This is a genomic window from Exiguobacterium sp. E4787 (assembly GCF_018618375.1).
GTDB classification, from domain to species: Bacteria; Bacillota; Bacilli; order Exiguobacteriales; family Exiguobacteriaceae; genus Exiguobacterium; species Exiguobacterium chiriqhucha.
Map to the genome: position 1 here is coordinate 163,935 of NZ_JACSLY010000003.1, position 23,390 is coordinate 187,324.

The following is a 23,390-nucleotide window of genomic DNA, read 5'->3' on the forward strand; positions in this document are numbered from 1 at the left end:
ACTGGAGAGTGGACCGCATGTTGACACAACAGCAGATTGATACGTTCAAGGAACGTCTATTAAAAGAGAAAGCGAAGACCGAAGGATATATGGAAAACCGGGAAGAAGTGTATGACGAAGGAGAACTGTCACACTACGATAACCATCCGGCAGACTCAGGAGAAGAACTCTTCTTACGCGAACGCGATCAAGCGCTCACCGAACTCGATGAAGAATTTTTAACTGACGTCGATAAGGCGTTGCTCGCCATCGAGAATGGGACGTATGGCAAATGTGAGGTGTGCGGCGAAGACATCGAGTTGGACCGTCTTGAAATCATCCCTGAGGCGACGCTCTGCATCCAGCACGCGCGCGAGCAAGAAGAGAACGAGCACTTGACCGACCGCGAACGTCCTGTCGAAGAGGACGTGCTCAATCCATCTGAGACGGCTGCCCGGAAGCAACTCGACGGGACGGACGAACCGGGGCAAAGCACGGATGCGTTCAGCCAAGTCGAAGATTTCGGGAGTTCGGATACGATTGCTGATAGCGAGGGCAATCATGACCCGACACGTGAATAACATCAGTCAGTGACCGAGCGAAAGGAGTCCCTCTCCTTTCGCTTTTTGCTTGCCACGGGAGCCTGCTTCTTCATCCGATATCTTCCATCTTTCTATACCGCATGATACACTGTGTAAAAATACACTTTAGGAGCAGGTATGCATACAAAAGAGACGTTTTCCGAACTGATTTCAAGCAAACTCAAATTGATTCGTACCGAGCAAGGATTATCCCAAGAAGAACTATGTACGCTCGTCGGCATCTCGAAAAAAACATTGATTCAAATCGAGAAGCGACGTCTGAACGCGAACTGGACGACGACGGTCGCCATCTGCGCCCTCTTCAATCAAAGCCCGTATCTCTATTCGTTGATTGGGGATCAACCCATCGAATTCATTCGTCTTGTCGCCCATACTGACCCGAGCCTGGCAACGAAAACGTTGGGCGGACACGTCTGGTGGACGACGATCGAGCATCAAGGGAAATACCGGATTCAACAGAATATGGTCAGTCAACATTACCGGATTCTCGACCACGACGACTTCCGCTGGTTCAGCACGTTCGACCGCGATGAGGCGTTCCGGAAATTGATCGAACTGCGCTCGACCCAGGACGAGCAGGGAGACACAAAAAAATGACGCAACGAATCGTTGCGTCAATACGTCGCTTTGATGGGCGACACGCCACCGAGCACTTCGGCGACATCCATCGGGTTGACCGTGTTGCCGGCCGAACTTGATGAATAAGCGTATTCTCCTTGATGCACTTCGAAATGGAGGTGCGGACCTGACGAGTTGCCCGTATTGCCGATTTGGCCAATGCCTTCGCCTTGGAGCAACGTCTGGCCTGTCTTCACTTCGATTTTATGCATATGGGCGTAAACCGTCGTCCACTTTTGACCATCGATTTCATGCTCGATGAAGACGTGCTTCCCATAAGGGCCGCCCGATTTGACGTCCGTGACCGTTCCAGCCGCCGCTGCGTAAATCGGTGTGCCCACGTTCGCCGCGATATCGATTCCGTTATGGAACGTATATCCGAACTGGCCACTCGCCGGTCCGTAGCCTTGTGACAGACGTCCAGTCGCTGGCATCATAAACTTGTCAGGCGCAAGCGCGGCCGTTTGTTGCTTCAAGTCTTTCAATTGGGCCGCTTGTCCTTTCAACTGTTTATAGGCAGCCACATGAGCCGAGCGGGCTTGTTGTCGTTCTGCTTCCACGTCCGCCTGTTTGCTCTCAAGCGCCTTTAACGATTGCGTTGTCTCGGCTTGTTTGGCTTGCAAATCACGCTTCGTCTCTTCAGACTCCGCCGCCTCTGCCTTAGCGCTCGGTAGCACAGTCGACAACACTTGTTTGAATAGAGACTTGTCAGCTGTCTCAGGATTCAATGCTGTCTCATATGACGCGAGTTTTGATTTGGTCTGTTCAATCTTTTGATTGATTGCTTTCGCGCTCTGATCGATCGTTTCGACGTGACGTTTGGCTTTGGCAACCGATTGTTTCGAAGTTTGAATCCGTTGTTCGGTCTGTTGAAGCGATTTCGTCGTCTTGACGAGGTCTTGCGGGGTAATTTGATCCGCGGATACGGCTGAAGTCCCTGACAGAATCAGGACGCCTGTACCGACGGTAACGAGTAGTTGTTTCCACATATATCGATAAAACCTCCAGATTGGATGATTCGCTAGCTTGATTAAAAAGCTACAAGTGCGAATATAGCATCCATGTCTGAAAAGTTCAATATATGAAGCATTTCATTTGTATGTCGAACATATCAAAATCGTGAACTCTCCATACATAAACTTCACTCAAATTTCATAAGGTTCATCCGTCGTCATCGTCTTCGTTGTAGGACGATCACGACTATACTGACAGCGGCCAGGATGGTCAGCGCCGGTCCGCCGAACAAAAAGAGTCGATTCAGGTCCGATGGCAGATTCGTTGTCAGGCCAAGAATCGTGAACAAATTCCCGACAATCAGACCAATCATGAGGACAGGCAACAGGACTCGCATTACGTCTCCGTCCCGGGCTTGATCATCTCGAATTGAGCAATCTCGTCCTGGACGAACCCGAGCTGTCGGGCTGCCGAGAGCAACGTCGGGCGATCCGACGTCAACGTCAGTCGAATCGGTCCTTCGGCTGCGGCCGCACGCAATAACCACTCGGCGTCCTCTTCGCGACCGAACACATCTAGCAACAGATTGTCCCGGAAGAGCAGTGCCCCGGTTTTCTCACCTTCTACCACTCGAACGAGTTCAGTCTGTTGTTGTGTCGTGCGGACATCAACTTGCCAAGTCGGCTTGTGCGCCGCTGCCGGATAATACGTATCGAACAGTTCGAGAATCGACGACCGTTCCCGTGTCGCACTCGTCTCAGTCAATACGGATTGAAAGTACATAATCTCTCGGACGACACGGTACCCGAGTCGGTCATAGAGGGCGAGCGCGGGATTGTTCCCTTGGATGACCTCGAGCAGACGCGTTCCCGTCGCCTGTTCATCGAACTGTCGCATCAATTCGTGCGCGATGCCGAGATGTCGGTAATCAGGGGCGACGGCCAAGCCGCCACAACGAGTGACCCATCCTGTATCGAGGTGTGCCACGCCGCTCAACATGACAGCAACGGGCCGACCGTCCGCATAGGCGACGACGGAACGCGTCGGCTGGTTTTGATCGCGGACGAGGAAGACGGCCTCGAACTGGGCCTCATCCATGTCAAAGCGAATCATGTAATCGGAAAAACCGTCCATGAAGGCTCGATACAAATCTTGGAGCGGTGGATGTTGGACATAAGTAATCACTGGATGCATCACGTGTTCGTTCCCTTCACTTATAATTCGGTATACTGATGGAGACAGCTAATCATGGAGGAGGATTCATCATGACGACGAGACTCGAACCACTTCGAGAGGCCCATTGGTCCGTCTTGAACACATTCACGTTACCGCTCGATCAAGAAAAATATACGACACTCCCAATCGACCTCGATTCCCCCCTCTTAGACGGGATTCACCCTATCGTCATCGTGGCCGAGGAGCCCGTCGGTTTCTTTTTGCTCCACGATACGGAACGGGTCGCCTCGTATACGGAGGCAGACGACGCATTGTTGCTCTCGATGTTCTCAATCACCCATTCGGCGCAAGGGAACGGTCATGCCAAAGCGGCACTCCGCCAACTGCCGAACTATGTACGAGCGCATTTTCCTCATAAACACGAGGTCGTGCTATCGGTCAATCTGAAGAACGAGGCCGCCTTTTCCCTTTATCAAACGGTCGGCTTCATCGACACGAAGCGCCGAATCGACGGCCCCATCGGTCCGCAGCGCATCATGTCGCTAGCGGTCTAAGCTCGCCTGGCAACAGGCCATACACGGCCGTGTCCGTCAGCCGCATCCCGTCAGCGGACAAATCTTCGTTCCGGAGCATGCCTTCTAGCTGAAAGCCGAGCCGTTCGGGAATCAAGCGACTGCCTTCGTTCGTCGACTCGCAGCGAATCTCGATCCGTTTGAAATCGAACTGGGCGAAACTGAAACGGACGACCGCCTCGACCGCTTCCGTCATATAGCCACGACCGGTATGTCTCGAATCGAGCCAATACCCGATTTCTGCTTTCGGGACGTCCCAATCAATCCCGAACAGGCTGACCGTCCCCACGAACGTCCCCGTCTCCCGTAAAAAGATGAGATACCGAAAACTTTCGCCTGTCCCGTACAAGTTTTGCGCCCGTTGTAAATTCACTTCCGTCTCAGACAACGTCGGTACGTCTTGCGCGAACGGGAGCCATCGCTTCAACTCTTCATGCGAGCCCCGAATCGATTCGTTGACGACACGTGCATCTATATCGGCGAGCGGTGCCCGTAAATACAGACGCGCCGTCTCCAAGCCGAGTGGGATTGTGTCTGGTCCTGTTTTCATCTTTCTTCCCCCTCTTTACTTACGAAAACACCAAATGAGCAAGCCGCCCAGCCCGACCACAAGCACGACGTGAAGCAGTTGCCATAGGACTTCAATCATGGCGTTCCTCTTGAGCGGCTTTTACACCTGCCAGCACTTGCTCCCAGTAGTTGGTCGGGTGTGGTACGAGATCGCGTTTCGTCACGACCCGGGTATTTCCTGAGATGGCCGAGGTCGTCTCCACCTCGGATTGCGTCCCGCCAATCAGTTCGTGCAGCGCCGTAATTTCGACCGAGACGACATCGGCCACTTCCGCTTCGTCCAACGTGAACGCTTCGCCATCATACGCATAGACATACGTATGGGCGAACTCGCGGTCTAAAAACGTATCCGTCTCGATGACGTCTTCGAAGACGCCGAGCGGGGTCAGTTGATCGAACGTCAATTCGAGTCCTAACTCTTCTTGAATCTCGCGCACCCCGTCACGAACGGTCTCTCCGGCGGTCAAGTGCCCGGCGGCCGTGATATCGAACAACGCGGGAAAGTCCGCCTTCGTATCGCTGCGAAGCTGTAACAGGAGGCGGTCGTGATCCATCATCCAGCAGTGGAACGTCTCATGCCAATCCCCGTCCCGATGGACGTCTGCTCGTGATTTCAATCCGATTTTCTTCCGGCGGTGGTCGACGATTGTAATGAACTCGATCATGACGTCACCCCGTTCTCTAAAAATGTGATGGTTCCCGCCGTCGCGTCAAGTTCGACCTCGATCCCAATCGGAAACACATGGGCCGGGAACCGTGCCGGTGCCGGGAACGACGGCGTGATGATTCCAATCGTGTCTCCCGATCGTAACGCCGGGGGCTTCCTCGTTAACACAGTCATCCCTCCATCAAGTGCGATGCCTTCACTGTACGGGTTTCAGAAGTCGGATGACAACCCGGTTCAAAACAGATCAGGGTCTTCCGAAAGGGTCCGTACTTTACGGATTTTCTGCGGCCGTCCAGTCCAACCAAGTGTGAGAAAGAAGAAACCGCCTCCGATGACACAGGACAACCCGACCAGTCCCGCGACGATGCCATCAAATCCGAAGCGTTCCCCGCTCACGACGAGCAACAGTGGCGAAAAGACAAAGGCAATGCCGAGCAATAACGCGCCACCCCACATCCGTCGCCGTGGAAACCCGATTGTCCACCAGCCGAATGCCACCAATCCTAAAACGATTAATCCAATCATTCCGATTAGAACCATCCTCAGCGCCTCCACTCTTCAAATTGTCTTGTCTTATTCCGCACGAACAATTCAAAATCCTGTCAAAAAGACCCTATAGAATTCCTGCAAACCGGGTAAATAACTATTGGAAACCATCGTACCGGAATCGCACAGAGGAGGAACACCATGAGAACCCGACTCATCTTTGCTCTGGCATTTATCGGTCTTTTTTTAGTTGCTGTTTATTGGATCAGCACACGGGACGACCATCAAATCGAAGGACGAATCGAACAGATTGACATCCCACAGCTGATGATTGGACCACATGACTTGTCAGACGACGAGTTAACGTTGCAGACGATATTAATCAACGAACGAACGAAAGTGACAGGAGAAGCGAACGATGTGCAACAACTCCGGGTCGGACAAGTCGTCACGGTCGAACTCGATCGCGACGCCAAGTTGAAAATCGCGGTATCGATTCACGTTCAACCCGATTGAGTCGTTTCACCTTTTTTCAGAAAACGGGCTTAGGTTTCATAGAACGGTGGAATATGAGAACAGGAAGCTGAAAGGAGCGAATTGAATGATTTCAAATACATTGTTATCGGGGAAGGTCGCATTCATCACAGGCGCGGCATCTGGAATCGGACGTGCCACCGTCATCCGGTTCGTCCAAGCCGGGGCGAAAGTCGCTATCGTCGATTTGAACTTAGAAGACGCGGAACAACTTGCGACTCTGATTGGAGAAGAGCGTGCCATCGGCATCAGTGCCGATGTGGGGAACGAAGACGAGATAAAACGAGCGTACGAGCAGACGGTTGAACGCTTCGGCCGTGTCGATATCGTCTTTGCGAACGCAGGACGGAACGGTACCATCACACCAATCGAGCACTTGTCGCTCGAAGATTGGAACGGTGTCGTCGAGACGAACTTGACGGGTACATTCTTGACGGTGAAACATGCCATCCCTCATTTAAAAGAACGAGGCGGCAGTGTCATCATCACGTCGTCCATCAACGGAAACCGTTACTTCAAAAACTTTGGATTCAGCGGCTATGCGACGACGAAAGCCGGCCAGACCGGATTCGCCAAAATGGCAGCGGCCGAGCTCGCCCAATTCGGCATTCGCGTCAACTCGATTTGCCCGGGGGCCATCGACACGAACATCGATGACTCGACGAATCGCGATGACGCCTTGCTCGAAGAAATCGTCATCCCGATCGAGTATCCGGAAGGAAATCAACCGTTGGCCGGGAAATCCGGCACGGCCAAACAAGTCGCGGACGTCGTATTGTTCTTCGCGAGCAACATGTCGAGTCACGTCACCGGCTCTGAGGTGTACGTCGACGGCGCCGAATCATTACTTTAACAGACAAAAGGTCGCCCCGCGGGGCGACCTGTTTATTTGAGAATTGGGCTTTTCATGACGGCTTTCTGGTAAAACGGAATGAATCCTAAGCGCTCCATGTTCCGTCCCGAGGCCGTATCGACTTTCGTCGTCACGGTCACGTACTGGCAACCGGCTGCTTTTGCGGCCGCAATCCGTTCCAAGATGAGCTGCGTCTGATAGCCTCTGCCTCGATAAGCCGGAATCGTGCTCGTCAAAAACAGTTCGCCCATCCCGTCCTGGATGGCAAGAATCCCGCCGGCGACGGCCGTCTCACCTTCGCGGACGAGATACGCCTGGTTTTCGGGTAACGCGTAGAAGCCTTTCGCGGTATCAATCGTCTCTTGCATGACCGTCCCGGTTTCGGCGAAGCCGGCCGCGATGGCCCGGGCCCATTCGTTCACGTTATCGGCGTGCACGCGTTCGACCGTATGCTCCATATCTGGGAATACGAACGTGTTCACGTCGAGCAACCACACGTCCAGGAAGTGGTCGAGCGTATAGTTTCGCTCTTGGAGCAACCGAATGAGTGACATGTCCGCGAGCGGACAAACCTCGATATGTAGGCGGGACACGTTCTTGCCGCGTACCCATTTCTCCATCTGGTGCAAATCGTAAAAACTGGTCGGTCGATTCAAACCGAATCCGACCGCAAAACTCGTATTGCCCATCCGAAAGACGTGGCCTTTGTTTTCGACAATCAATTCCGAACCTTCATAGGGAGGGGACTGTTTCCGATGCCGAATATAGGCAGACGTTCCTTCCGCTTTGATGCGTTCGATCCGCCTGGCTAGTTCTAAGCGTCTCATCTCGTTCCCTCCCCACTAATCTCCCCTGAGTTTACCATACTTCGATTACGAACAGATTGTGATTCCGTTACAAGGCGAGACGCAAGTCTGACTCAAATCGAAGTAACCGTTCCCGGACAGATGGGACGAGATCATCCAGGGCCATCAATTCTGACCAATCGACGAGACGAACCGCTACGACTTCGTCTTCCTGAAGCACCAAGTCATCAAGTTGCAGCGGAGTATCGGTTTGATAGCGATACAGGTCTAGAAAATATGTCTCGCGGCGTAACGTCGCCACCCACTCCAACTGGTCAGGTTCGACTGAGAGACCGATTTCTTCCCCCAGCTCCCGAACAGCGCCTTGTCGACTCGTCTCACCAGCCAGAATGGAGCCTCCCGTCCCTTCCCAAAGGAGCGGGTACGTCTTATCAGGGTGGCGTTGCGAGAGCAACACGTTTCCGTTCACATCAAACGTGAACACCTCGATGACGGTATGATACGTGTCCACTGCCAATTGTTCGCCGCGCACGTGCGTCTTGCCGAGCGGACGCCGCTCTCCGTCGACTAAATCCCATTGCTCACTCAAAGCCGGACCTCGTCAACGACAAACGAGGATGACCCTTCAATCTCTTCGATGAAGTGTGATCCGAACAGCATCGCCGGTGTGAAGCTGCCAGGGATGACGCGGCCTGAACTGACAAGTCGTGACACGACCTCAAGCGCCCCGTACACGGTAAAGGCATATGTGCTCGCCGTCTTGATGCGGACGATCACTTTACGTCCTGAGGCGTTCGTCGCCTCGCCCCAGACATACGTCGAGGAGCGTTCCCGTTCTGACTTGTCCGGTCCGCTCACATGTTCATCAACATAACGGAGCAGTTTCCCTTGCACCGCGTCGCTGCCGAGAATCGGACCGAACCAAGACAAAAGACGCGCCCCGTAAGCGTAAGCCGTAGGGACCGGGACCCACGTCGTGATGTTCGGAATGCCCGTCGTATAATAGGCGGTCGAGACGTCTCCCCATGGAATGGCGATGGCCGTTTTCTTGCCGCGTCCGAAATCGATGTGACGACGTTTCTCGCCCAGCGGGAACGGTGTCAATTCGCCATCTTTTCGTTCGGCACTGCTCGACCCTAGCCCACGGATTGCTGTTTTCAGCGTCCCGCGTGAGATACCGGCGGCGGCCGAGAAACCGAGTGCGAGATTCATCGCGTCCGGCATCAGCTCTTTCAGCTTCCGGGCCACACAGTCGGTCGGAATGACGTCGAAGCCGACACCCGAACAGAGCAACACGCCCACTTCTTGCGCGAGCTTGGCCCGTTTCTTCGAGTGGATGTATTCGAACACCTCGATTTCCCCGGTAATATCCAAGTAATGTGTCTTCGTGGCGAGACACGCCTCGACCATCGGCCGACTCGTATCGGCGAACGGTCCGGCACAGTGTAACACGAGGTCGATGTCTTCCAATTGGCGTGTCGCCTTATCAAGCGACAAGTTGAAGACGCGCGTCTCGCACCCGAGCTCCTCCCCGAGCTTGGCGATCGCGTCCGCACGCCGACCCGCGAGCACCGGTGTCATCCCTTGTTTCACCGCTTGACGGGCAATCAGTTCGCCTGTATATCCGTTCGCCCCATAAATCATCCATTTCATCACGATTCCTCCTTCAATCATATGTATTTTTTCCTCTTCCCTTCTTTTACCCACGATACACGACGTCCCCTTCATTGAAAAGAAACGCCAAAAAAACAATCGCCCTCGTTTAGGCGATCGTTTGTCGATTAGTTGTTAGCAGCTTCTGCAGCTTTCGTACGGACCGTCTGCATCGCTTCTGTCCATGGGACGAGCTGATCGAGCATGTCGTTGACCGATTGGACTTGAACGTCTTTCGGTGCGAAATGTGTCCCGTTCTCGAAGTCTGTGAAGAGCGAGAGCGCTGGGTGGACACGGACGTGAGCGACCAAGAGTTCGCTCAAGACACCACGCAAGTGTTCTGTCGCACGTGCGCCGCCGACCGAACCGTACGAGACGATTCCGGCTGCTTTGTTATGCCATTCGTTGCGTAAGTAGTCGAGGGCGTTTTTGAGCGCGCCAGTGATTGAGTGGTTGTACTCTTGGACGATGAAGACGAAGCCGTCCATTTCCGCGATTTTCTCAGACCATGCTGCCGCACCTGATGCGTCGCCGCCTGGCTCGCCGAGAAGCGGGAGGCTGTAGTCTGCGATATCGATGATTTCATAGTTAGCGTCACCGCGTTTGTTCGCGATTTCTTTCACCCATTCTCCGACTTGCGGGCTGACGCGTCCTTCACGAGTAGATCCGAGTACGATTCCAATTTTCAACATGTTAGTTCCTCCTTGTGAGTTGGTTGGTTCTTCTTGTTTACCGAACAAACGATTCAAAAAGCTCATTTCATTCCCTCATATTCTTTCTCAAACGTTTTTGTACTTCTGACCGTATCAATCGGTCGAACCATCGCTTCAATCTGTTCCCGCTTCGGTTCTAAGAACGGCGGGAGTGACAATTTCTCACCGACCGTCTCATACGGCTCATCGCCCATGAACCCTGGTCCGTCCGTTGCCCATTCGAACAGGATTTGCGGCGCGACGCGTGCGTAAGACGATTCAAAGAAGAAGCGGTCGACATAGCCTGACGTCGGTAACCCGAACTGTTGCAATCGTGCCGTCCATTCATCGAGGACACTGCGGTCATCGACACGGAAAGCGACGTGGTGCACGGTTCCGAACCCTTGGCGCGCGACTGGTGACGTCTCGTCATGGATGACGACGACTTGCGCTCCGTTTCCACCCTCACCTCCTTCAAAGAGATGCGCGTCGCCTTCTTGTCCGATTTCTTCGAACAACATGACTTGCTCCATCACTTGTTTGAAATACGTAAAGTCCGCGATGCGGATAAAGATTGGACCGAGACCCGTGATAGCGTATTCGAGCGGGACCGGGCCGTTTTGCCACGGCTCGCCTGACGCGACACCGACATTGAACTCATCCGAGATGAGTTGATACGCCTGTTCGTCAAAGTCGACGAACGCGAGCGTCTTCTTGCCGAACTGCTCTTGAATCCCTTCATGCTTCACGCCGAGGCGGTCGAAGCGACGTTCCCAATACGTGAGCGCCTCGTCGTTAGGGACGCGGAACGACGTCTTGGCGATTTCGTTCGTCCCATGCACGCCTTTTGGGATGCCAGGGAAATCGAAGAACGTCATATCCGTTCCGGCGCTGCCTTTGTCATCGGCGAAAAATAAGTGGTACGTCTGAATGTCGTCTTGGTTGACCGTCTTTTTGACGAGACGCATTCCGAGGACGTTCGTAAAGAAGTCATAGTTCTTCTCGGCGCTGCTCGTAATCGCCGTCACGTGGTGAATTCCTTTTACAGGGTTCATTCGAATCGCTCCTTCGAAATCTTGATTTCGAGATAATTAATTAAATTTTTTTGAAGCTTCGGCGCGTTTGCCGACCGTCTTCAATTGAGTAATCGTGTCTGTTAAATCGAGTCCGTCGAACAGCTCGTCCATCCGTTGTTCATGGGCTGGAAAGATGCGCGCCATAAGTGTCTGACCGTCTTCCGTCAACGCCGCATACGTGACGCGCCGGTCGCTCGGACAGGCTTTGCGAATCAAGTAGCCTTTCGTTTCGAGCCGGTCGACGATGTACGTCATGCTCCCACTCGTCAGCAATACTTTTTTGCCGATCGTCTGAATCGGTTGATCACCTTTATGGTACAGCAATTCAAGGACCGAGAACTCGGTCGGATTCAGCCCGTACTCGGCGACTTCATGCTTGACCACGTCTTGAATCGATTGCGAGGCCCGAAGCAATACCGTGATCGCTTTTAACGTTTGCCGTTCTTCCATGTGTTCCCCTCCTCTGCTGAGAGAAAACAATACTTTAAATTTAATTATCTTTAATTCGAGATAAATATAACATGACAAATTTGATGGGTCAATCATTTTGTTTCAAAAAAAAAAAGACGAGTTGCTTCGTCTTTTCACGCGCGGCGAATGACCGCCATCTCCCGCCCGAAGCGATCGCCTTCATCGACGAAGCCCAAGCTTTCGTATAGTCGATGCGCACCCGCATTGTCCGGATGATAGCCGACAACGATCGGTTCGGTGCCGAACTGCCCCATTTCATCGAGCATGAGTTCGGTCGCCTGACGGCCAATGCCTTTCCCTTGGTGCGTGTGATCGACCATGATGCGATACACCCAGCGCGCGTCCAACTCTTCGAGTACCGTATTGTACATAAGAAACCCGATCATCGTCTCGTCCTCGTAAATCGCATACGCCCGCAGCGTCGGTTCATACATCGCTTGCAGCAGCGAAATCGCATTCGGTTCCATATACGCTTGTTGCTCGTCACTCAGAGTAAGCTGACAGCACGTATACCAGTTTTGTTCTGTAATCGGTTGAAGTGTGATCATCCGGTTCTCCTTAATCGTATGTCTCGTCCAAGTTACGCGCATAAAACGCGATGGCGCGACGATACCGTTTAATGCTGTCATCCGGCTCCGGGCTTGCGAGCAGTTCGAGCAACGTGCCGGTCGCTTCACTATGGCGCCCGAGATTGTAGCGGGTCATCGCCTGGAACACTTTGAGCGCCCCGATGTCCGGGAACTGTTCAATCGCCTTGGCGAACAACGCCTCGGCGTCCTCGTAGCGGCCGAGCGCCCGGTACGTGCTGCCGAGTCCGATATACGTCTCCCGGAGCTCATCTCCGGCGAGCCCGAGCCGGATCGCCCGTTCATAATGCGGGACGGCTTGACGCTCTTCTCCGAGCGAGTCATAACACCAGGCACAATGGGCATGAAGGCGCGGATTCTTCTCGTCTTGCCGAAGCAACATGAGGAGCAGTTGCTTCGCCCGTTCAAGCTCTCCGTTCTCGCGGAGACGAATCGCCTCGTCAATCCCTTTCTCTTCCGGGGTTTGGACTTCCAAGTCGCTCAAGTCATCGAGCCATGCCTGCAACAATTCGTAATAGCGCCCGACATGGACGCCATCGACGAGTGCATGGTGGGCTTGGACCGAGAGGGGCATCGTCACCCGGTCGCCGGTTGCGGTGAATTTCCCCCAGGCGATGCGCGGCACGGTATCGTGTTGCTGGTCGTTCGTCGGATGACTGATGCTCGTGAACGTGACCCAAGGCACGCTCGTGATATAAAGCAGGCTGTCCGGCTCATCGTCGCCGACGACGACTTCCCGTTTCGTCCCGCTCATCCGGGCCGTCACTTCTTCCATGAAGTCCGGGAACGCGTCTTTATAGGTCGCCGTGCAAAAGTTGAAGACGTCATCGTCCATCATGACGGTGAACGATGGATGTACGACGTCGTGCTCGATGACCTCGTCGCCGCGGATCCGATAGCGAAGCTCAGCCACGGCATTCGCCGTCTTGACGGCACCGTACAAGAACAGTTTGAAGAACGACTGGCCGGTCCGTTTGGCGTGTGTATGTAACTTCGTCACATCGACGCTCGCCGTCACGTTGAAATGCGGAGCGTCGAACGCCTTGAAGAATTCGTAGTGCTTCTTGCGCGACCACGTCTCAGTATTGATGATTTTCATAATGCGTCCCCCTGTTTTTTCTTTCACTGTACCAAAGGGAACAGGCCGTTCAAAGTTTTTGCTTCAACTCGGTGTAATGTCCGTTCGCCAAGTCGAAATAGACGAAGTCCCCACGTTCAATCCGGTCGAGCGTCGCATGGAAGTCACGCCAGCCCTGCTCGACGAGCTCCGGCGTCAGTTCTCCGGCCTCCGTCGCTTCCTCGAACTCGTCCTCGTCTTTGCGGACGACGTCCCCGTTCGGGAAGATGAGGATGTCGAGCAACAAGTCGTCCATATACGGGATTCCGTCCTCATATCCGATTGCTTCGACAATATCGATGTACCATTGAACGATGTGCCCTTCATCATTAAACATGACGGTCACACCGAACGGCTCGTCGTCCGGGAAATATTGGAGCCAGCTGTAACCGGCATCGGCGACGATGAACTCTTCTCCCTTGTGCATCTTATATTGAGGTGCGCGGACCGCATCGATTTGAAACAAGGCGACGGTCCCGGAGAAACGGTCATCATGTACCTCCATTTGCGCGTAGCGATGTTGCAAAATCCGTTCCCAGTCTCGACGATTGGCAAATTTCCGTTTTGGCATATGTCTCTCTCCTTTTGACCCAATTCATACGTAAAGAGTTCGCCAAAATCCGACATTTCCCTGTTCAATCGTACAGATTGTGTTGATTGAACGAGACGAGGTGGCTTTGCTTCAATCTTTTTCGCTCGACCATCCGGGTAAAAGCATCGGTCGAGATGAACCGGTTGCCTGGGTGGATGGTCGCCAACTGCAGCAAGATGAATCGTATGCCGCGCTCACCTTCCTGAAGCGGGACATGGAGCATCGTCCCATCCTCATTGAATCGATTCAAGAACAACTCGATTTTGCAGTCCTCTTTTAACAGGCGCGATGTGACGAAGGCGGTTTGGCTGATGAGCGATTCGAAGTCGTGATGGAGCGTATAACCGGACGGACCATTCAAATCCAAGGCGAACGTGAACGTATCGAGCGTCGTCTGTTGAAATACTTTTGACTGCAGTCGTCCGAGTTTGGCGGTCGCGTACCAATCGATCTCCTTCACCGGTTCCCCTTCATACGGTTTCGACCCGATTAGTTGCAACGGATTTCGAAGCGGTGACGCCAAGAGCGGCCGGTCCCCGAGCGCTAACCGTTTCGTCCCGACCGGTGGATGCAACAGGAGCGATGGAAGGACGGCCCACTCTATATCGACCGGTCGTTCATATAAATACGTCCCGAGTCGGAACGGGAGCGTGACGGCGATGACGCATTCCTCGAACGTGGCTGGTCCGCGATACTCAGCGCGCACGACCAATTCGTGGCGGGCGCGACTGACATCGACCTCATAGTCGAGCACGTTCGGAAGGCGCTCATGCGCCGGAAAGCTTATTCCCGAGCTCGACTTCAGGCGAATCCGTAGCGGTAGTCCGAGCCGATCCAACTCGTCCACCCCATCGACCACTAACACGATCCGGCTCTCATCTCCGACAAACAGCAATTCTTCGTATTGCGTGAACCGGAGATCGATGTGCCGCTCGAGTTGTTGCCGCGTCCGCTCGAGCATCCAAATCGCACTCGCTACAATGAAGCATATGTAACCCAATCCGTATACGTACGGGAAGAACACGAGCATGGCTCCGCTCACGAGATATATAGGGAGGAGCCGGCGCTGCAACCAAGCGTGCGTGGACAGAATCATCCGTCAGCCCTCGACCGGCACGGGCACGGTGTCTAAAATGTGTGCGATGACGTTCGCTTTCGTCGACTTGATGCCGCCTTCGAGCGTCAAGCTGATCCGATGGGCGAGGACGTACGGCGCCACGGCTTTGACGTCTTCCGGGATGACGTACAGTCGGCCGGCCAAATAGGCATAGCTTTGACAAGCGCGGAGCAGCGCGATCGCGCCGCGTGGGCTGACTCCGACCTCGACGGACGCGTGTGCCCGGGTCGCATGGACGAGACCGAGCATATAGTCGAGGACATCGTCCTGAATCGCGACTTGTCTCGTCTCGGCCTGCGCTTCTTGCAGCGAGGCGAGTGACGTCACGGCCTCGATGTGTTTGCGGGTCTCGGTCAACACTTGCAACAACAGTTCTCGCTCTTCGGCGGCTTCCGGATAGCCGACCGGAATCGAGATGAGGAATCGGTCGAGCTGCGCGTCTGGGAGCGGGAACGTCCCGGCCGATTCAATCGGGTTCTGCGTCGCGATGACGAAGAACGGTTTCGGCATCGGATAAGTCTTCCCGCCGATTGAGACTTGTCGTTCTTCCATCGCTTCAAGCAGCGCGGACTGGGTGCGCGGGACGGCCCGGTTGATTTCATCAATCAGGACGATGTTCGCGAAAATCGGACCTTGCCGATGGTCAAAGCCTTGCGTCTGCATGTTGAAGTAGTCGGTCCCGATGACGTCGGACGGGAGCAAGTCGGCTGTGAATTGGATGCGCGAGAATGATCCATCAAAACTGCCGGCAATCGCTTTGGCGAGCAACGTCTTCCCCGTGCCCGGAACGTCCTCAAGCAAGATGTGCCCTTCGGCGAGAAGGGCCGTGCAGCAGAGCCGGACGACCTCATCTTTTCCTAAATACACTTCATTCAACTGTTTAATGACTGCTTCGATTCCCATGTCGTTCCCCTCCGTTAGTATATGTCTTATTCGAAGTTTACCTGTTTATGGTAATATAGACAATAAATAGTCTGAACATTCTGGTAAGGAGGTAGAACATGAAGTGGTCGTCTCGATTTATCGGGTTCTTGATTGTGACAGCTTGTCTCGTTGTGATGTTTGTCTTTGTCAGCAAGGAGACGTTCAGTTGGTTTCAAACGATTAACACCTCATCTCCAGTTAGCGTGACCGAGATGGGCAGAGAAGAAGATGAGAATCCTCCACCAAAAGATGGTATTGATTTAGGTTCGACCGATGAGCCTGGAAAAGCTGGAGAACGGCAAGAGAAGCAAGACATGCTCAAATTCAAATTTGGTAGCGGGAATGGTGATGCCCCCGGCGGACTCGGCACATTGTTCGCCTTCCTCGCCGCCATCGGGTTGACCGTCTATGGCGTGCATCGATGGCTGCGTCGTCGACGGTGGGAAAGATTCACGTTCTCGTCTAGGCCGGATGCTCCGGTGCCACTGTCCCTCAACGCGGACGCCTCGATCGAGGCACAGACGTTCCCGCTGCTCACGAATATCGAACTGAGAGATTGGCTCATCACGTTCAACGCCTCACTCGCCCCTGAGCTAAAGCTTCAGACGAATGAGACGCTCATCGACTGGTTCGAGCGCATCGAACTGACGGACATCGACGCCTCGCTCTATCATCTGATTCGCTATGGGGCCGCATCCGAGCATGACATCCCGGTCGAGCAGCAACAAAGGTTTCACGAGGCACTCGACCGCTACTTACAGCGACACCCCTGAACGAGAAAGTACCCAGGTTCTCACAAAGACGTAAACGTGCTACGCTCATTGATAATAGGGAAAAAATGTAACTTTCTTAGGAGGTTTGATTAATGAAACGCCTAGGCTTGCTCGGATTCAGTGTGTTCTTGCTTACCGGATGCACGGATCCAGTCGAGAAACCAATCGTCCCGGCTGATACAAACGAGCCATCGTCCGAAGAAATCACCACATGGACGCGCGAAGACTTCAAGGACGTGTTCGACCAATACGAAAAAGTCCCGCCGCTCTTGAAGGCCCTCGAGAACGATGGAATCACCCCGTTCCGCGAGACGTTCGAGCACGTCGTCATCGCCGGCGACGGCATCCATCATACATACGCCGATATCCATCCGTTCAAACTCGACGACGGCACTTATGCCACCATCTATGAGAGTGAAAATGGAGACATCGCCAACGGTCCCGAGTCGGTCGCGCCGCTGTTTTGGCAAGAAGCGTCGTTCCTTCAATTCGTCGAAGAGATTGAGAAACGAAAATACGGAACGAGTGCCCCGCCGACGGACGTCGTCTTGACACAAGACGAGTTCCAGGCGCTCTATAACCACCACGCCTATACGTCCGCGCTCATCGTCGAGCTCGACGAATGGGGCGTACAAGTGGCGCGCGACCCGCTCGAAGATGTCATCATCGCTGGGAACGGGGTCAAGGAAGTGAAGGCCGATTTAATCGTCTTTGAAGTCGAGGGCGGTTACGCCATCGTCTACGACCAAGACGGTGAGATCTTCAAAGGGCCGGAGTCGATTGCCCCGCTGTTTTGGAACGAGACGGATTACGAAACCTTACTTCAGAAGCATGAATGACTTATCGGACGCGTCGTTTCAAGTCCCGGTACTCGAGTAACAAGTTGAGCCATTGCGCCGGCTTATCGCTCGACGCTGCCGCATTGTGCCGATATTTTGTCACGTACAGGTACCACGACAAGGCCCGGTAGACGCAACCGAGCTCCTCGGCAATCAACAGATGGCGCCAAAGCACGTCGTCGGATGCGACGCCGCTCCACGCTTCTAAGTAAACCGCGCGCATCGTTTGAATCTGTTCATACCAGGCGACCTCGTCCTCTTCCGGCAATACGTCGTACAGCGCGTTCCAATACACACGCACGCTGAAAAACGGATGCGTGACGGTCGCGTCGCCCCAGTCGAGGATACACAAATCGTTCGTCCGTTCCCGCCAGAAGATATTACCGCCGTGCAAATCACCGTGCTCGAGGCTCATCGGCATCCCGGTCGCGAGCTCGTCACACATGGCAATCAGTTCGTCTTCAAGCACAAGTATGGCCTCGGCTTGGTATGGCTCGAGCCCGGCACAGAGCTCAGGCAGATACGTTTGAATTTCATCCTTCAACTTGGCCGGTCGCCGGTCCGGGATGCCGTAAGACAAGTAGGTCTCGATCTGGTCGATCTCCTGTCGCTGCAGCTGTGCGTATTGACGCAACGCCGCTTCGTATCGACTCACGTCAGGTCGTTCACGTAGCGCCTCTCCGCCGATGTCTCGCATGAGCAACCAGTTCCGGGCTGAATCGATGGCGATGACGTCAGGCACGACATCAGGATGCCGCTCGGCCAGAAACGCCGACAATCCGGCCTCGCCGCGGCTGATATCGGTCACCGCTTTGGCGTAGTAACGTTCCTCATCGAGCGCGCCAACAAGAAAGTACGTCAAATCGGTATCTTTGATCACGTGCCACCTCGCATTCGGCACGTTTGCCTCAATCCATCGTTCGAACCGTTCACGAAACGATCGGTCACGCCATGGGATTGCCTGTCTCATCCTGTTCACCCTTTCTTTCATCATCTCCTAGGAGGAAACGATATGGACGTTGTATATTACTCATACCCGGTCGATGCCATCTTGTATATGTACTTAGGGGCGACGGCCGTCGTCAGTCTCATCATCGGGCTGCTCGTTTGGCGTCTGTTCAAGCGCCGAGATTTCGGCTTTTGGACAACGCTCGTTCTCAGCTTTGTCGGGCTGTCGCTCTCGCTCGTCTGGTTTCAAAACGCGTCCGTCGCCGTGTTCATGGGGACACTCCCCTGGCTGATCAATCTCGTCTTCTCCCTTTTGTTGTACGGCCTGTTCGTCGGCATCATCTATGTCACGTTCCGACCACGAAAGCTCGACCGCGTCAAATGACGGTATGCTATACTCATGTTAATAAACGACCACTAGGGGAGCCTTCGGGCTGAGACGGCATGCGCCGGACCCTTCGAACCTGATCTGGCTCATACCAGCGTAGGGAAGTGGTGTGGGATTCGTCTGTCTTTCCACGCCACTTTTCCACTTGGAGAAGTGGCGTTTTCATTTTGAAAGGAGACTATCTATGCGTATTCAACAACTCACTTGGATGGCGATGCTCATCGCCATCGCCGTCATCGGTTCCCTGTTCATCTCGATTCCGACCGGTGTCGCCCGTGCCTATCCGATTCAACATATGGTGAACGTCATCGCCGCCGTCACCGTCGGGCCGATCGGGGCCGTTCTCGTTGCGTTCGTGACCGGAATCGTCCGTGTCATGACCGGTACCGGGTCGCTCTTGGCCTTTCCCGGAGGTATGATTGGGGCGCTTTTGGCCGGGGTCTTCTATATGAAGACGAACCGCGTAGCCTTCGCCGCATTTGGTGAAGTCATCGGGACCGGCCTCATCGCTTCGCTCGTCGCCGTCCCGTACGCCAAGGTGTTGATGGGGACCGAGTTCGGGGCGCTGTTCTTCTTCCCAGCCTTCCTTGCCTCGAGTGTGACTGGGGCCGTGCTCGGCTGGATCGTCTTGGCTCGGGTCAAGCAATTGCGACCGCTCACGGCGAAGCGATAAATACTTCCCTCCCACCGATAGTAAATGGTAAAATCAGGATATCAGATATTAGGAGGTCATTTCTTGAATCGATTGACGCTATTATTGGCGGCCACCGCTTGCCTGTTCATGTCCGGTCTCTTGTACACGCTCGAACGCATCGCCACGTTCACCCGCTGGAATGCTCAGATTGCGACGGGCACGTTTTCCAGCGAGCCGATGTTCGTCGATGTGTTGCTTCAAAACGTGTTCATCTCGATTTTCGGAGTGGCCGCGATCGTTCTCTTTTTCAAAGCGGGCAGTGCTGTCCAAAATACATCGTCCACAAAAGCAGGGACGGCCGACTTATGACGGCTGTCCCTGTTTGACGTGATACACCCAAATCTCTTCCCCGTTTGCCTCATCAATCAAGCCGCTGTCGACAAATCCACCCTTCGCATAAAATCGTTTCGCCGGTTCGTTCGTCGGATGGAGACTGAGGATGAGGTCATCCACATCGAATCGCTCTTGAATCCACACGAGTGCCAACTGTAAAAAGCGTGACCCGATTCCTTTCCCTTGCTCTGTCACATCGATCATAAATCGATCGAGCCAGATGTAACGCTCCACCTTGTTCTCGGCCCCAATCATTATGAAGCCGACGGGATGATCATCGCGACAAAGTGCATAGCACTGCCACGCATATTTGACATCGGTTTCCATCTCGCGGAGCGATTCGGCGTTTGTTTCGATAAAGCGAGCTTGGTCAGAAGCGACGGTCAAGGCGACTACGGCATCCCGATTCGTGTCATCGACGAGTTGAATCGTCAGCGTATCGGCAGCCATCGGCGCACCTCTTCCATGTCCAGTCCGCGCTTCGGCAAGATATAGGCGCTGACCGAGGAGTTGTATAGATACACATAATCGTCCTCCTCGACGACTTCCTTGATTCCTGCCCATGACACACGCGCCTCGCCGAATTCGTTTAAATCGCGCAGACCGTTTTCCTCCAAATCCATCGTATGCAAGCCAAGCATACCTTCGTTGCTGCGTTCGTCGATGAGACGCCGCGTCTGCTTCCGGACGTGCCGTTCAAAGTATTTCGGATAATATAGGAACCACAGAACGCTCGCGATTCCGTATATCCCGTACAGCCACCAGTCCGTCTCTTGGAGCCACGTCGCCAGCACGAAAGCAGCGCCTAAAAAGATAAGTGGTCCGATGATTCGCTGCAGGAGAATCATTCGCTTTCCGGTCTTCGAACGTTTAATATGGCTCAAGTTGAACCGGATATAGTCGTCTTCCGTCAATTCGTATTGGATTTTCATCATCATTCCCTCCTCGGTGTCCTATACGTCTCACGTGAAGAAAAGTTCCGTTCAGAACGTTGATTGGATAAACTAAAAGAAAGGAGTGACATCATGAAACAAATCCACCATCTCTGCATCCAAACGCCCGACTATGAGGCGTCCAAACGATTTTATGAGGCGCTCGGCTTCGAGCTCGTCCAAGAGTCACCCGACTTCCATACGCGCGCGTTCAATAGCTGGCTCAAACTTGGCGATTTCTATATCGAGCTTCAAACGGCAAAAGTCGACGAGACGTTGTCTCCTTATTCAAAGCACGTGGCCGGCCCGGTCCACTTCGCGCTTTATGTCGATGACCTCGAAGCGGAAGTGACACGGCTAGAATCACTTGGCGTGACGTTCCTACCAAAGCACGGCGGGAACATCTACTTCGTCGTTGACGGTCATTTGAGTAAATTAAAAGCCCCGGAAGGCACGATTATCGAGCTCCGGGACACGTTTGTCATCAAGTGAGGCGCTGCCTCGCTTTTTTATTGGATTCGCACACCCTCATGTTTTTCGCCGTCTTCGAACAGGTACAAGACAGAGAACACACTTTGTCCGTAACGTTTGGAGGCCTTTCATGAAATATCTCGATTATTGGAGTTACTTATCGCTCTCCCTCGCCAAGCTGTTCCTATTCAGTCTATTGACGGCGAGCGCGTTCGACCTGCGCTTTTTGTTCATCAATCTAGCGACCATCTTGATGATGACGAGTTGGGCGCTACTCATAAAACAACAGACGCGCCGCTGGATTTTGTTCGCGTCGCTGTTTCTGCACAGCACGCTCCTCATCTCGGACGTCTGGTACTACCGCTATTTCGGTAACTTGCTGTCGGCCGCCCTACTGTCTGATATCGGCCAGATGGGAGACGTCGGGGGCGGCTTTCTGACACTGATTCAAGCGCCCGACTTCATCTTGTTCACGGACTTGCTCGTCTACGCGGCTGTCCTCCTCTATATGAAGCGACACCCCATCACGGAACCGAAACGTCTCGGTCGCCGTTTGGCGGTCGCCGGTTTTCTTGTCGGCTTCATCGTCTTTACCGTCCCGACCGTCGTTCATTACGCCGAAACAGATCACCGGAAAAGCTCGATTTCGAACATGCGCGAGTATTATCAGCTCGGCTTTTGGGGCTATCACGGCCTCGATGCATTCCGCGGCATTCAGGACGCCCTTCATCTCGGTGACGACCTGACAGAACGGGAGCGCAGCCAAATCGAAGCGTTGGCGACCGAACCAGTTGACGCCACAGTCGATACGAACGTCATCGTCGTCCAACTCGAGTCGTTCCAAGCGTCCGTAATCGGCCAGACGGTCAACGGGCAAGAACTGACGCCGAATCTGAATGCGCTCCGCGATGAAATGCTGTATTTCCCGAATTTTTATCATCAGACGCACGAGGGTCGGACGTCTGATGCGGAATTCACCGTCAACGCTTCGCTCTATCCTGTCAAATCAGGTTCGGTGTACACGCAGTATGCGACGAACACGTTTGACGCCTTGCCTGAGCAGTTAAGACGAGCCGGCTATGATACGGCCGCGATGCATGCGTTCGACAAGGAGTTTTGGAATCGTGCCAACTTCTATGAGCAAATTGGCTACAACCACTTCTTCCACCAAGACGATTATCCGGCCGATCCGGTCATCGGTATGGCCGTCGGCGACAAGGAGTTCCTGACGACATCGGTCGACCACTTGGACACGTTGGACGAGCCGTTCTATTCCTTCATGGTCGCGTTGACGAGCCATACGCCGTATGAGATTCCGGACGAGGAGAAACGATTGGATTTGTCGGGGTACGACGACTCGCTCCTCGAGGACTATTACCACACAGTCCACTACAGCGATGCCGCCGTCGGTCTTATGGTCGAACAATTGAAAGCAGACGAGAAGTGGGACAACACCCTCGTCGTCTTTTATGGTGACCACGACAGCGGATTGACCGCTGCCGGTGACGAGATGGCCGTAAAAGCAGATGCCGACTCCACGGTCGAGTTGTTCCAGCTTGACCGCTCCGTCCCGTTATTCATCAAACCGGCCGGGCTCGAACGAGGTCAGACGGTGCAGGCGAGCGGCGGGCAAGTCGACCTGGCCCCGACCATCCTCGATTTGCTCGGGATGACACCGACGTACATGCTTGGAAATTCGCTCCTCGATGATGAGCCCAATTTGACCGTGTTCCGGAACGGCTCGTTCCGCTACGACGACCTCTATTTTGTCCCGGATTTGACAGAGCCGGTCGGTGGCGGCATGTGTTATTCGGTCGAGACCGGTGATGACTTACCGCTTCAAGCATGTGAACCATACATTGACGAGGCCGCCGAACAGCTTCGTTTATCCGATACAATGATTGAGAAGGACGCCCTGTCCGACTTCACAGCAAACGACAAACAAGCCGCCCCGAAGTAATTGGGA

The 23,390-nt window shown here is 53.9% G+C and carries 33 protein-coding genes and 1 riboswitch; of the genes, 12 read left to right on the forward strand and 21 right to left on the reverse strand.

The window, feature by feature from the left end; all coding sequences use genetic code 11:
• The first annotated feature begins 17 nt into the window (after positions 1-17).
• A complete protein-coding gene (locus KNP80_RS05740; RefSeq protein ID WP_214718953.1) occupies positions 18-560 on the forward strand; it encodes a TraR/DksA C4-type zinc finger protein in 543 nt (180 codons plus the stop codon).
• A gap of 138 nt (positions 561-698) precedes the next feature.
• A complete protein-coding gene (locus tag KNP80_RS05745; RefSeq protein WP_214718950.1) occupies positions 699-1,178 on the forward strand; it encodes a helix-turn-helix transcriptional regulator in 480 nt (159 codons plus the stop codon).
• A 17-nt stretch (positions 1,179-1,195) separates the two neighbouring features.
• Here KNP80_RS05745 and KNP80_RS05750 read toward each other — a convergent pair whose 3' ends face one another.
• The 3 genes from KNP80_RS05750 to KNP80_RS05760 form a co-directional block, all read right to left on the reverse strand.
• Positions 1,196-2,188 carry a M23 family metallopeptidase gene (locus KNP80_RS05750; protein WP_214718947.1) on the reverse strand — a complete coding sequence of 331 codons (993 nt, stop codon included), beginning with the start codon at positions 2,186-2,188 and terminating at the stop codon, positions 1,196-1,198.
• Positions 2,189-2,370: 182 nt separating this feature from the next.
• The gene (locus KNP80_RS05755; RefSeq protein WP_214834124.1) at positions 2,371-2,526 is read right to left on the reverse strand and encodes a hypothetical protein; all 156 of its coding nucleotides are present in this window, start codon (positions 2,524-2,526) and stop codon (positions 2,371-2,373) included.
• 23 nt (positions 2,527-2,549) lie between these two features.
• Entirely contained in the window at positions 2,550-3,347 is a 798-nt protein-coding gene (locus KNP80_RS05760; protein ID WP_214833342.1) for a GNAT family N-acetyltransferase, read from the reverse strand.
• 71 nt (positions 3,348-3,418) lie between these two features.
• On the opposite strand from KNP80_RS05760, the gene KNP80_RS05765 reads away from it, so the two are divergent.
• Positions 3,419-3,883: a GNAT family N-acetyltransferase gene (locus KNP80_RS05765; protein WP_214718939.1), complete on the forward strand. Its 465-nt coding sequence runs from the start codon at positions 3,419-3,421 to the stop codon at positions 3,881-3,883.
• On the opposite strand, the gene KNP80_RS05770 is transcribed toward KNP80_RS05765, so the two are convergent.
• From KNP80_RS05770 to KNP80_RS05785, 4 genes are all read right to left on the reverse strand, one after another.
• Positions 3,864-4,451 (reverse strand): GNAT family N-acetyltransferase, encoded by a 588-nt coding sequence (locus KNP80_RS05770; protein WP_214833339.1) that lies wholly within the window; start codon positions 4,449-4,451, stop codon positions 3,864-3,866. The two genes, KNP80_RS05765 and KNP80_RS05770, sit on opposite strands and share 20 nt — an antisense overlap.
• Before the next feature lie 91 nt (positions 4,452-4,542).
• Positions 4,543-5,136 (reverse strand): NUDIX hydrolase, encoded by a 594-nt coding sequence (locus KNP80_RS05775; protein ID WP_214718933.1) that lies wholly within the window; start codon positions 5,134-5,136, stop codon positions 4,543-4,545.
• Positions 5,133-5,306, reverse strand: a complete 174-nt coding sequence (locus tag KNP80_RS05780; protein WP_214834128.1) for a hypothetical protein — start codon at positions 5,304-5,306, stop codon at positions 5,133-5,135. Before KNP80_RS05780 ends, KNP80_RS05775 begins: the two co-directional genes overlap by 4 nt.
• A gap of 66 nt (positions 5,307-5,372) precedes the next feature.
• On the reverse strand, positions 5,373-5,678 hold the full coding sequence (locus tag KNP80_RS05785; RefSeq protein ID WP_214718928.1) for a hypothetical protein: 306 nt from the start codon (positions 5,676-5,678) through the stop codon (positions 5,373-5,375).
• A gap of 147 nt (positions 5,679-5,825) precedes the next feature.
• Here KNP80_RS05785 and KNP80_RS05790 point away from each other — a divergent pair, with 147 nt between their 5' ends.
• Complete coding sequence (locus tag KNP80_RS05790) at positions 5,826-6,140, forward strand: hypothetical protein (protein WP_214718927.1); 315 nt, start codon at positions 5,826-5,828, stop codon at positions 6,138-6,140.
• An 85-nt stretch (positions 6,141-6,225) separates the two neighbouring features.
• Positions 6,226-7,011 carry an SDR family oxidoreductase gene (locus KNP80_RS05795; protein WP_214834131.1) on the forward strand — a complete coding sequence of 262 codons (786 nt, stop codon included), beginning with the start codon at positions 6,226-6,228 and terminating at the stop codon, positions 7,009-7,011.
• Positions 7,012-7,043: 32 nt separating this feature from the next.
• Here the strand turns inward: KNP80_RS05795 and KNP80_RS05800 are convergent, their stop codons facing one another.
• From KNP80_RS05800 to KNP80_RS05850, 11 genes are all read right to left on the reverse strand, one after another.
• Entirely contained in the window at positions 7,044-7,838 is a 795-nt protein-coding gene (locus KNP80_RS05800) for a GNAT family N-acetyltransferase (protein WP_214718925.1), read from the reverse strand.
• A gap of 67 nt (positions 7,839-7,905) precedes the next feature.
• Positions 7,906-8,406 (reverse strand): NUDIX hydrolase, encoded by a 501-nt coding sequence (locus KNP80_RS05805; RefSeq protein ID WP_214834134.1) that lies wholly within the window; start codon positions 8,404-8,406, stop codon positions 7,906-7,908.
• Positions 8,403-9,470, reverse strand: a complete 1,068-nt coding sequence (locus KNP80_RS05810) for a saccharopine dehydrogenase family protein (RefSeq protein ID WP_214834137.1) — start codon at positions 9,468-9,470, stop codon at positions 8,403-8,405. The genes KNP80_RS05805 and KNP80_RS05810 overlap by 4 nt, the downstream gene beginning before the upstream one ends.
• Positions 9,471-9,598: 128 nt before the next feature.
• On the reverse strand, positions 9,599-10,228 hold the full coding sequence (locus KNP80_RS05815; protein WP_214833332.1) for an NADPH-dependent FMN reductase: 630 nt from the start codon (positions 10,226-10,228) through the stop codon (positions 9,599-9,601).
• Complete coding sequence (locus tag KNP80_RS05820) at positions 10,225-11,217, reverse strand: ring-cleaving dioxygenase (protein ID WP_214834141.1); 993 nt, start codon at positions 11,215-11,217, stop codon at positions 10,225-10,227. Before KNP80_RS05820 ends, KNP80_RS05815 begins: the two co-directional genes overlap by 4 nt.
• A 36-nt stretch (positions 11,218-11,253) precedes the next feature.
• Positions 11,254-11,688: a MarR family winged helix-turn-helix transcriptional regulator gene (locus KNP80_RS05825; protein ID WP_251128983.1), complete on the reverse strand. Its 435-nt coding sequence runs from the start codon at positions 11,686-11,688 to the stop codon at positions 11,254-11,256.
• A gap of 134 nt (positions 11,689-11,822) precedes the next feature.
• Positions 11,823-12,257, reverse strand: coding sequence for a GNAT family N-acetyltransferase (locus KNP80_RS05830; RefSeq protein ID WP_214834148.1), 435 nt, complete (start codon positions 12,255-12,257; stop codon positions 11,823-11,825).
• A gap of 10 nt (positions 12,258-12,267) precedes the next feature.
• The gene (locus KNP80_RS05835; protein ID WP_214834150.1) at positions 12,268-13,395 is read right to left on the reverse strand and encodes a tetratricopeptide repeat protein; all 1,128 of its coding nucleotides are present in this window, start codon (positions 13,393-13,395) and stop codon (positions 12,268-12,270) included.
• Positions 13,396-13,444: 49 nt separating this feature from the next.
• Positions 13,445-13,984: a ribonuclease FAU-1 family protein gene (locus KNP80_RS05840; RefSeq protein WP_214718912.1), complete on the reverse strand. Its 540-nt coding sequence runs from the start codon at positions 13,982-13,984 to the stop codon at positions 13,445-13,447.
• 64 nt (positions 13,985-14,048) lie between these two features.
• On the reverse strand, positions 14,049-15,101 hold the full coding sequence (locus tag KNP80_RS05845; protein ID WP_214834153.1) for a DUF58 domain-containing protein: 1,053 nt from the start codon (positions 15,099-15,101) through the stop codon (positions 14,049-14,051).
• 3 nt (positions 15,102-15,104) lie between these two features.
• Positions 15,105-16,025, reverse strand: coding sequence for an AAA family ATPase (locus tag KNP80_RS05850; protein ID WP_214718910.1), 921 nt, complete (start codon positions 16,023-16,025; stop codon positions 15,105-15,107).
• Between the two features lie 98 nt (positions 16,026-16,123).
• Between KNP80_RS05850 and KNP80_RS05855 the strand changes: the two genes are divergently transcribed.
• Positions 16,124-16,819, forward strand: a complete 696-nt coding sequence (locus KNP80_RS05855) for a hypothetical protein (protein ID WP_214718909.1) — start codon at positions 16,124-16,126, stop codon at positions 16,817-16,819.
• A gap of 92 nt (positions 16,820-16,911) precedes the next feature.
• On the forward strand, positions 16,912-17,658 hold the full coding sequence (locus KNP80_RS05860; protein ID WP_214718908.1) for a hypothetical protein: 747 nt from the start codon (positions 16,912-16,914) through the stop codon (positions 17,656-17,658).
• A gap of 1 nt (position 17,659) precedes the next feature.
• Here KNP80_RS05860 and KNP80_RS05865 read toward each other — a convergent pair whose 3' ends face one another.
• Positions 17,660-18,628, reverse strand: coding sequence for an aminoglycoside phosphotransferase family protein (locus KNP80_RS05865; protein WP_214834156.1), 969 nt, complete (start codon positions 18,626-18,628; stop codon positions 17,660-17,662).
• A gap of 42 nt (positions 18,629-18,670) precedes the next feature.
• On the opposite strand from KNP80_RS05865, the gene KNP80_RS05870 reads away from it, so the two are divergent.
• The 3 genes from KNP80_RS05870 to KNP80_RS05880 all read left to right on the forward strand — a co-directional run bounded on the left by KNP80_RS05870 (position 18,671) and on the right by KNP80_RS05880 (position 19,997).
• A complete protein-coding gene (locus KNP80_RS05870; protein ID WP_214834159.1) occupies positions 18,671-18,991 on the forward strand; it encodes a hypothetical protein in 321 nt (106 codons plus the stop codon).
• A 24-nt stretch (positions 18,992-19,015) separates the two neighbouring features.
• Positions 19,016-19,114, forward strand: a riboswitch (TPP riboswitch).
• Between the two features lie 64 nt (positions 19,115-19,178).
• Positions 19,179-19,667 carry an energy coupling factor transporter S component ThiW gene (gene thiW / locus KNP80_RS05875; RefSeq protein WP_214834162.1) on the forward strand — a complete coding sequence of 163 codons (489 nt, stop codon included), beginning with the start codon at positions 19,179-19,181 and terminating at the stop codon, positions 19,665-19,667.
• 63 nt (positions 19,668-19,730) lie between these two features.
• Positions 19,731-19,997 carry a hypothetical protein gene (locus KNP80_RS05880; protein WP_214718900.1) on the forward strand — a complete coding sequence of 89 codons (267 nt, stop codon included), beginning with the start codon at positions 19,731-19,733 and terminating at the stop codon, positions 19,995-19,997.
• On the opposite strand, the gene KNP80_RS05885 is transcribed toward KNP80_RS05880, so the two are convergent.
• Both KNP80_RS05885 and KNP80_RS05890 read right to left on the reverse strand, forming a co-directional pair.
• Positions 19,992-20,471 carry a GNAT family N-acetyltransferase gene (locus KNP80_RS05885; RefSeq protein WP_214711183.1) on the reverse strand — a complete coding sequence of 160 codons (480 nt, stop codon included), beginning with the start codon at positions 20,469-20,471 and terminating at the stop codon, positions 19,992-19,994. The genes KNP80_RS05880 and KNP80_RS05885 overlap by 6 nt on opposite strands.
• Positions 20,453-20,953, reverse strand: coding sequence for a YcxB family protein (locus tag KNP80_RS05890; RefSeq protein ID WP_214834165.1), 501 nt, complete (start codon positions 20,951-20,953; stop codon positions 20,453-20,455). The genes KNP80_RS05885 and KNP80_RS05890 overlap by 19 nt, the downstream gene beginning before the upstream one ends.
• 93 nt (positions 20,954-21,046) lie before the next feature.
• Here KNP80_RS05890 and KNP80_RS05895 point away from each other — a divergent pair, with 93 nt between their 5' ends.
• Both KNP80_RS05895 and KNP80_RS05900 read left to right on the forward strand, forming a co-directional pair.
• Positions 21,047-21,445, forward strand: coding sequence for a VOC family protein (locus KNP80_RS05895; protein WP_214834168.1), 399 nt, complete (start codon positions 21,047-21,049; stop codon positions 21,443-21,445).
• A 109-nt stretch (positions 21,446-21,554) separates the two neighbouring features.
• Complete coding sequence (locus tag KNP80_RS05900; RefSeq protein WP_214834171.1) at positions 21,555-23,384, forward strand: LTA synthase family protein; 1,830 nt, start codon at positions 21,555-21,557, stop codon at positions 23,382-23,384.
• Positions 23,385-23,390 lie beyond the last annotated feature (6 nt).

Coding starts and splice junctions, on each gene's coding strand:
- KNP80_RS05740 (WP_214718953.1), top strand. CDS start 18: ATGTTGACACAACAGCAGATTGATACGTTCAAGGAACGTCTATTAAAA.
- KNP80_RS05745 (WP_214718950.1), top strand. CDS start 699: ATGCATACAAAAGAGACGTTTTCCGAACTGATTTCAAGCAAACTCAAA.
- KNP80_RS05750 (WP_214718947.1), bottom strand. CDS start 2,188: ATGTGGAAACAACTACTCGTTACCGTCGGTACAGGCGTCCTGATTCTG.
- KNP80_RS05755 (WP_214834124.1), bottom strand. CDS start 2,526: ATGATTGGTCTGATTGTCGGGAATTTGTTCACGATTCTTGGCCTGACA.
- KNP80_RS05760 (WP_214833342.1), bottom strand. CDS start 3,347: ATGCATCCAGTGATTACTTATGTCCAACATCCACCGCTCCAAGATTTG.
- KNP80_RS05765 (WP_214718939.1), top strand. CDS start 3,419: ATGACGACGAGACTCGAACCACTTCGAGAGGCCCATTGGTCCGTCTTG.
- KNP80_RS05770 (WP_214833339.1), bottom strand. CDS start 4,451: ATGAAAACAGGACCAGACACAATCCCACTCGGCTTGGAGACGGCGCGT.
- KNP80_RS05775 (WP_214718933.1), bottom strand. CDS start 5,136: ATGATCGAGTTCATTACAATCGTCGACCACCGCCGGAAGAAAATCGGA.
- KNP80_RS05785 (WP_214718928.1), bottom strand. CDS start 5,678: ATGGTTCTAATCGGAATGATTGGATTAATCGTTTTAGGATTGGTGGCA.
- KNP80_RS05790 (WP_214718927.1), top strand. CDS start 5,826: ATGAGAACCCGACTCATCTTTGCTCTGGCATTTATCGGTCTTTTTTTA.
- KNP80_RS05795 (WP_214834131.1), top strand. CDS start 6,226: ATGATTTCAAATACATTGTTATCGGGGAAGGTCGCATTCATCACAGGC.
- KNP80_RS05800 (WP_214718925.1), bottom strand. CDS start 7,838: ATGAGACGCTTAGAACTAGCCAGGCGGATCGAACGCATCAAAGCGGAA.
- KNP80_RS05810 (WP_214834137.1), bottom strand. CDS start 9,470: ATGAAATGGATGATTTATGGGGCGAACGGATATACAGGCGAACTGATT.
- KNP80_RS05815 (WP_214833332.1), bottom strand. CDS start 10,228: ATGAGCTTTTTGAATCGTTTGTTCGGTAAACAAGAAGAACCAACCAAC.
- KNP80_RS05820 (WP_214834141.1), bottom strand. CDS start 11,217: ATGAACCCTGTAAAAGGAATTCACCACGTGACGGCGATTACGAGCAGC.
- KNP80_RS05825 (WP_251128983.1), bottom strand. CDS start 11,688: ATGGAAGAACGGCAAACGTTAAAAGCGATCACGGTATTGCTTCGGGCC.
- KNP80_RS05830 (WP_214834148.1), bottom strand. CDS start 12,257: ATGATCACACTTCAACCGATTACAGAACAAAACTGGTATACGTGCTGT.
- KNP80_RS05835 (WP_214834150.1), bottom strand. CDS start 13,395: ATGAAAATCATCAATACTGAGACGTGGTCGCGCAAGAAGCACTACGAA.
- KNP80_RS05840 (WP_214718912.1), bottom strand. CDS start 13,984: ATGCCAAAACGGAAATTTGCCAATCGTCGAGACTGGGAACGGATTTTG.
- KNP80_RS05845 (WP_214834153.1), bottom strand. CDS start 15,101: ATGATTCTGTCCACGCACGCTTGGTTGCAGCGCCGGCTCCTCCCTATA.
- KNP80_RS05850 (WP_214718910.1), bottom strand. CDS start 16,025: ATGGGAATCGAAGCAGTCATTAAACAGTTGAATGAAGTGTATTTAGGA.
- KNP80_RS05855 (WP_214718909.1), top strand. CDS start 16,124: ATGAAGTGGTCGTCTCGATTTATCGGGTTCTTGATTGTGACAGCTTGT.
- KNP80_RS05860 (WP_214718908.1), top strand. CDS start 16,912: ATGAAACGCCTAGGCTTGCTCGGATTCAGTGTGTTCTTGCTTACCGGA.
- KNP80_RS05865 (WP_214834156.1), bottom strand. CDS start 18,628: ATGAGACAGGCAATCCCATGGCGTGACCGATCGTTTCGTGAACGGTTC.
- KNP80_RS05870 (WP_214834159.1), top strand. CDS start 18,671: ATGGACGTTGTATATTACTCATACCCGGTCGATGCCATCTTGTATATG.
- thiW (WP_214834162.1), top strand. CDS start 19,179: ATGCGTATTCAACAACTCACTTGGATGGCGATGCTCATCGCCATCGCC.
- KNP80_RS05885 (WP_214711183.1), bottom strand. CDS start 20,471: ATGGCTGCCGATACGCTGACGATTCAACTCGTCGATGACACGAATCGG.
- KNP80_RS05890 (WP_214834165.1), bottom strand. CDS start 20,953: ATGAAAATCCAATACGAATTGACGGAAGACGACTATATCCGGTTCAAC.
- KNP80_RS05895 (WP_214834168.1), top strand. CDS start 21,047: ATGAAACAAATCCACCATCTCTGCATCCAAACGCCCGACTATGAGGCG.
- KNP80_RS05900 (WP_214834171.1), top strand. CDS start 21,555: ATGAAATATCTCGATTATTGGAGTTACTTATCGCTCTCCCTCGCCAAG.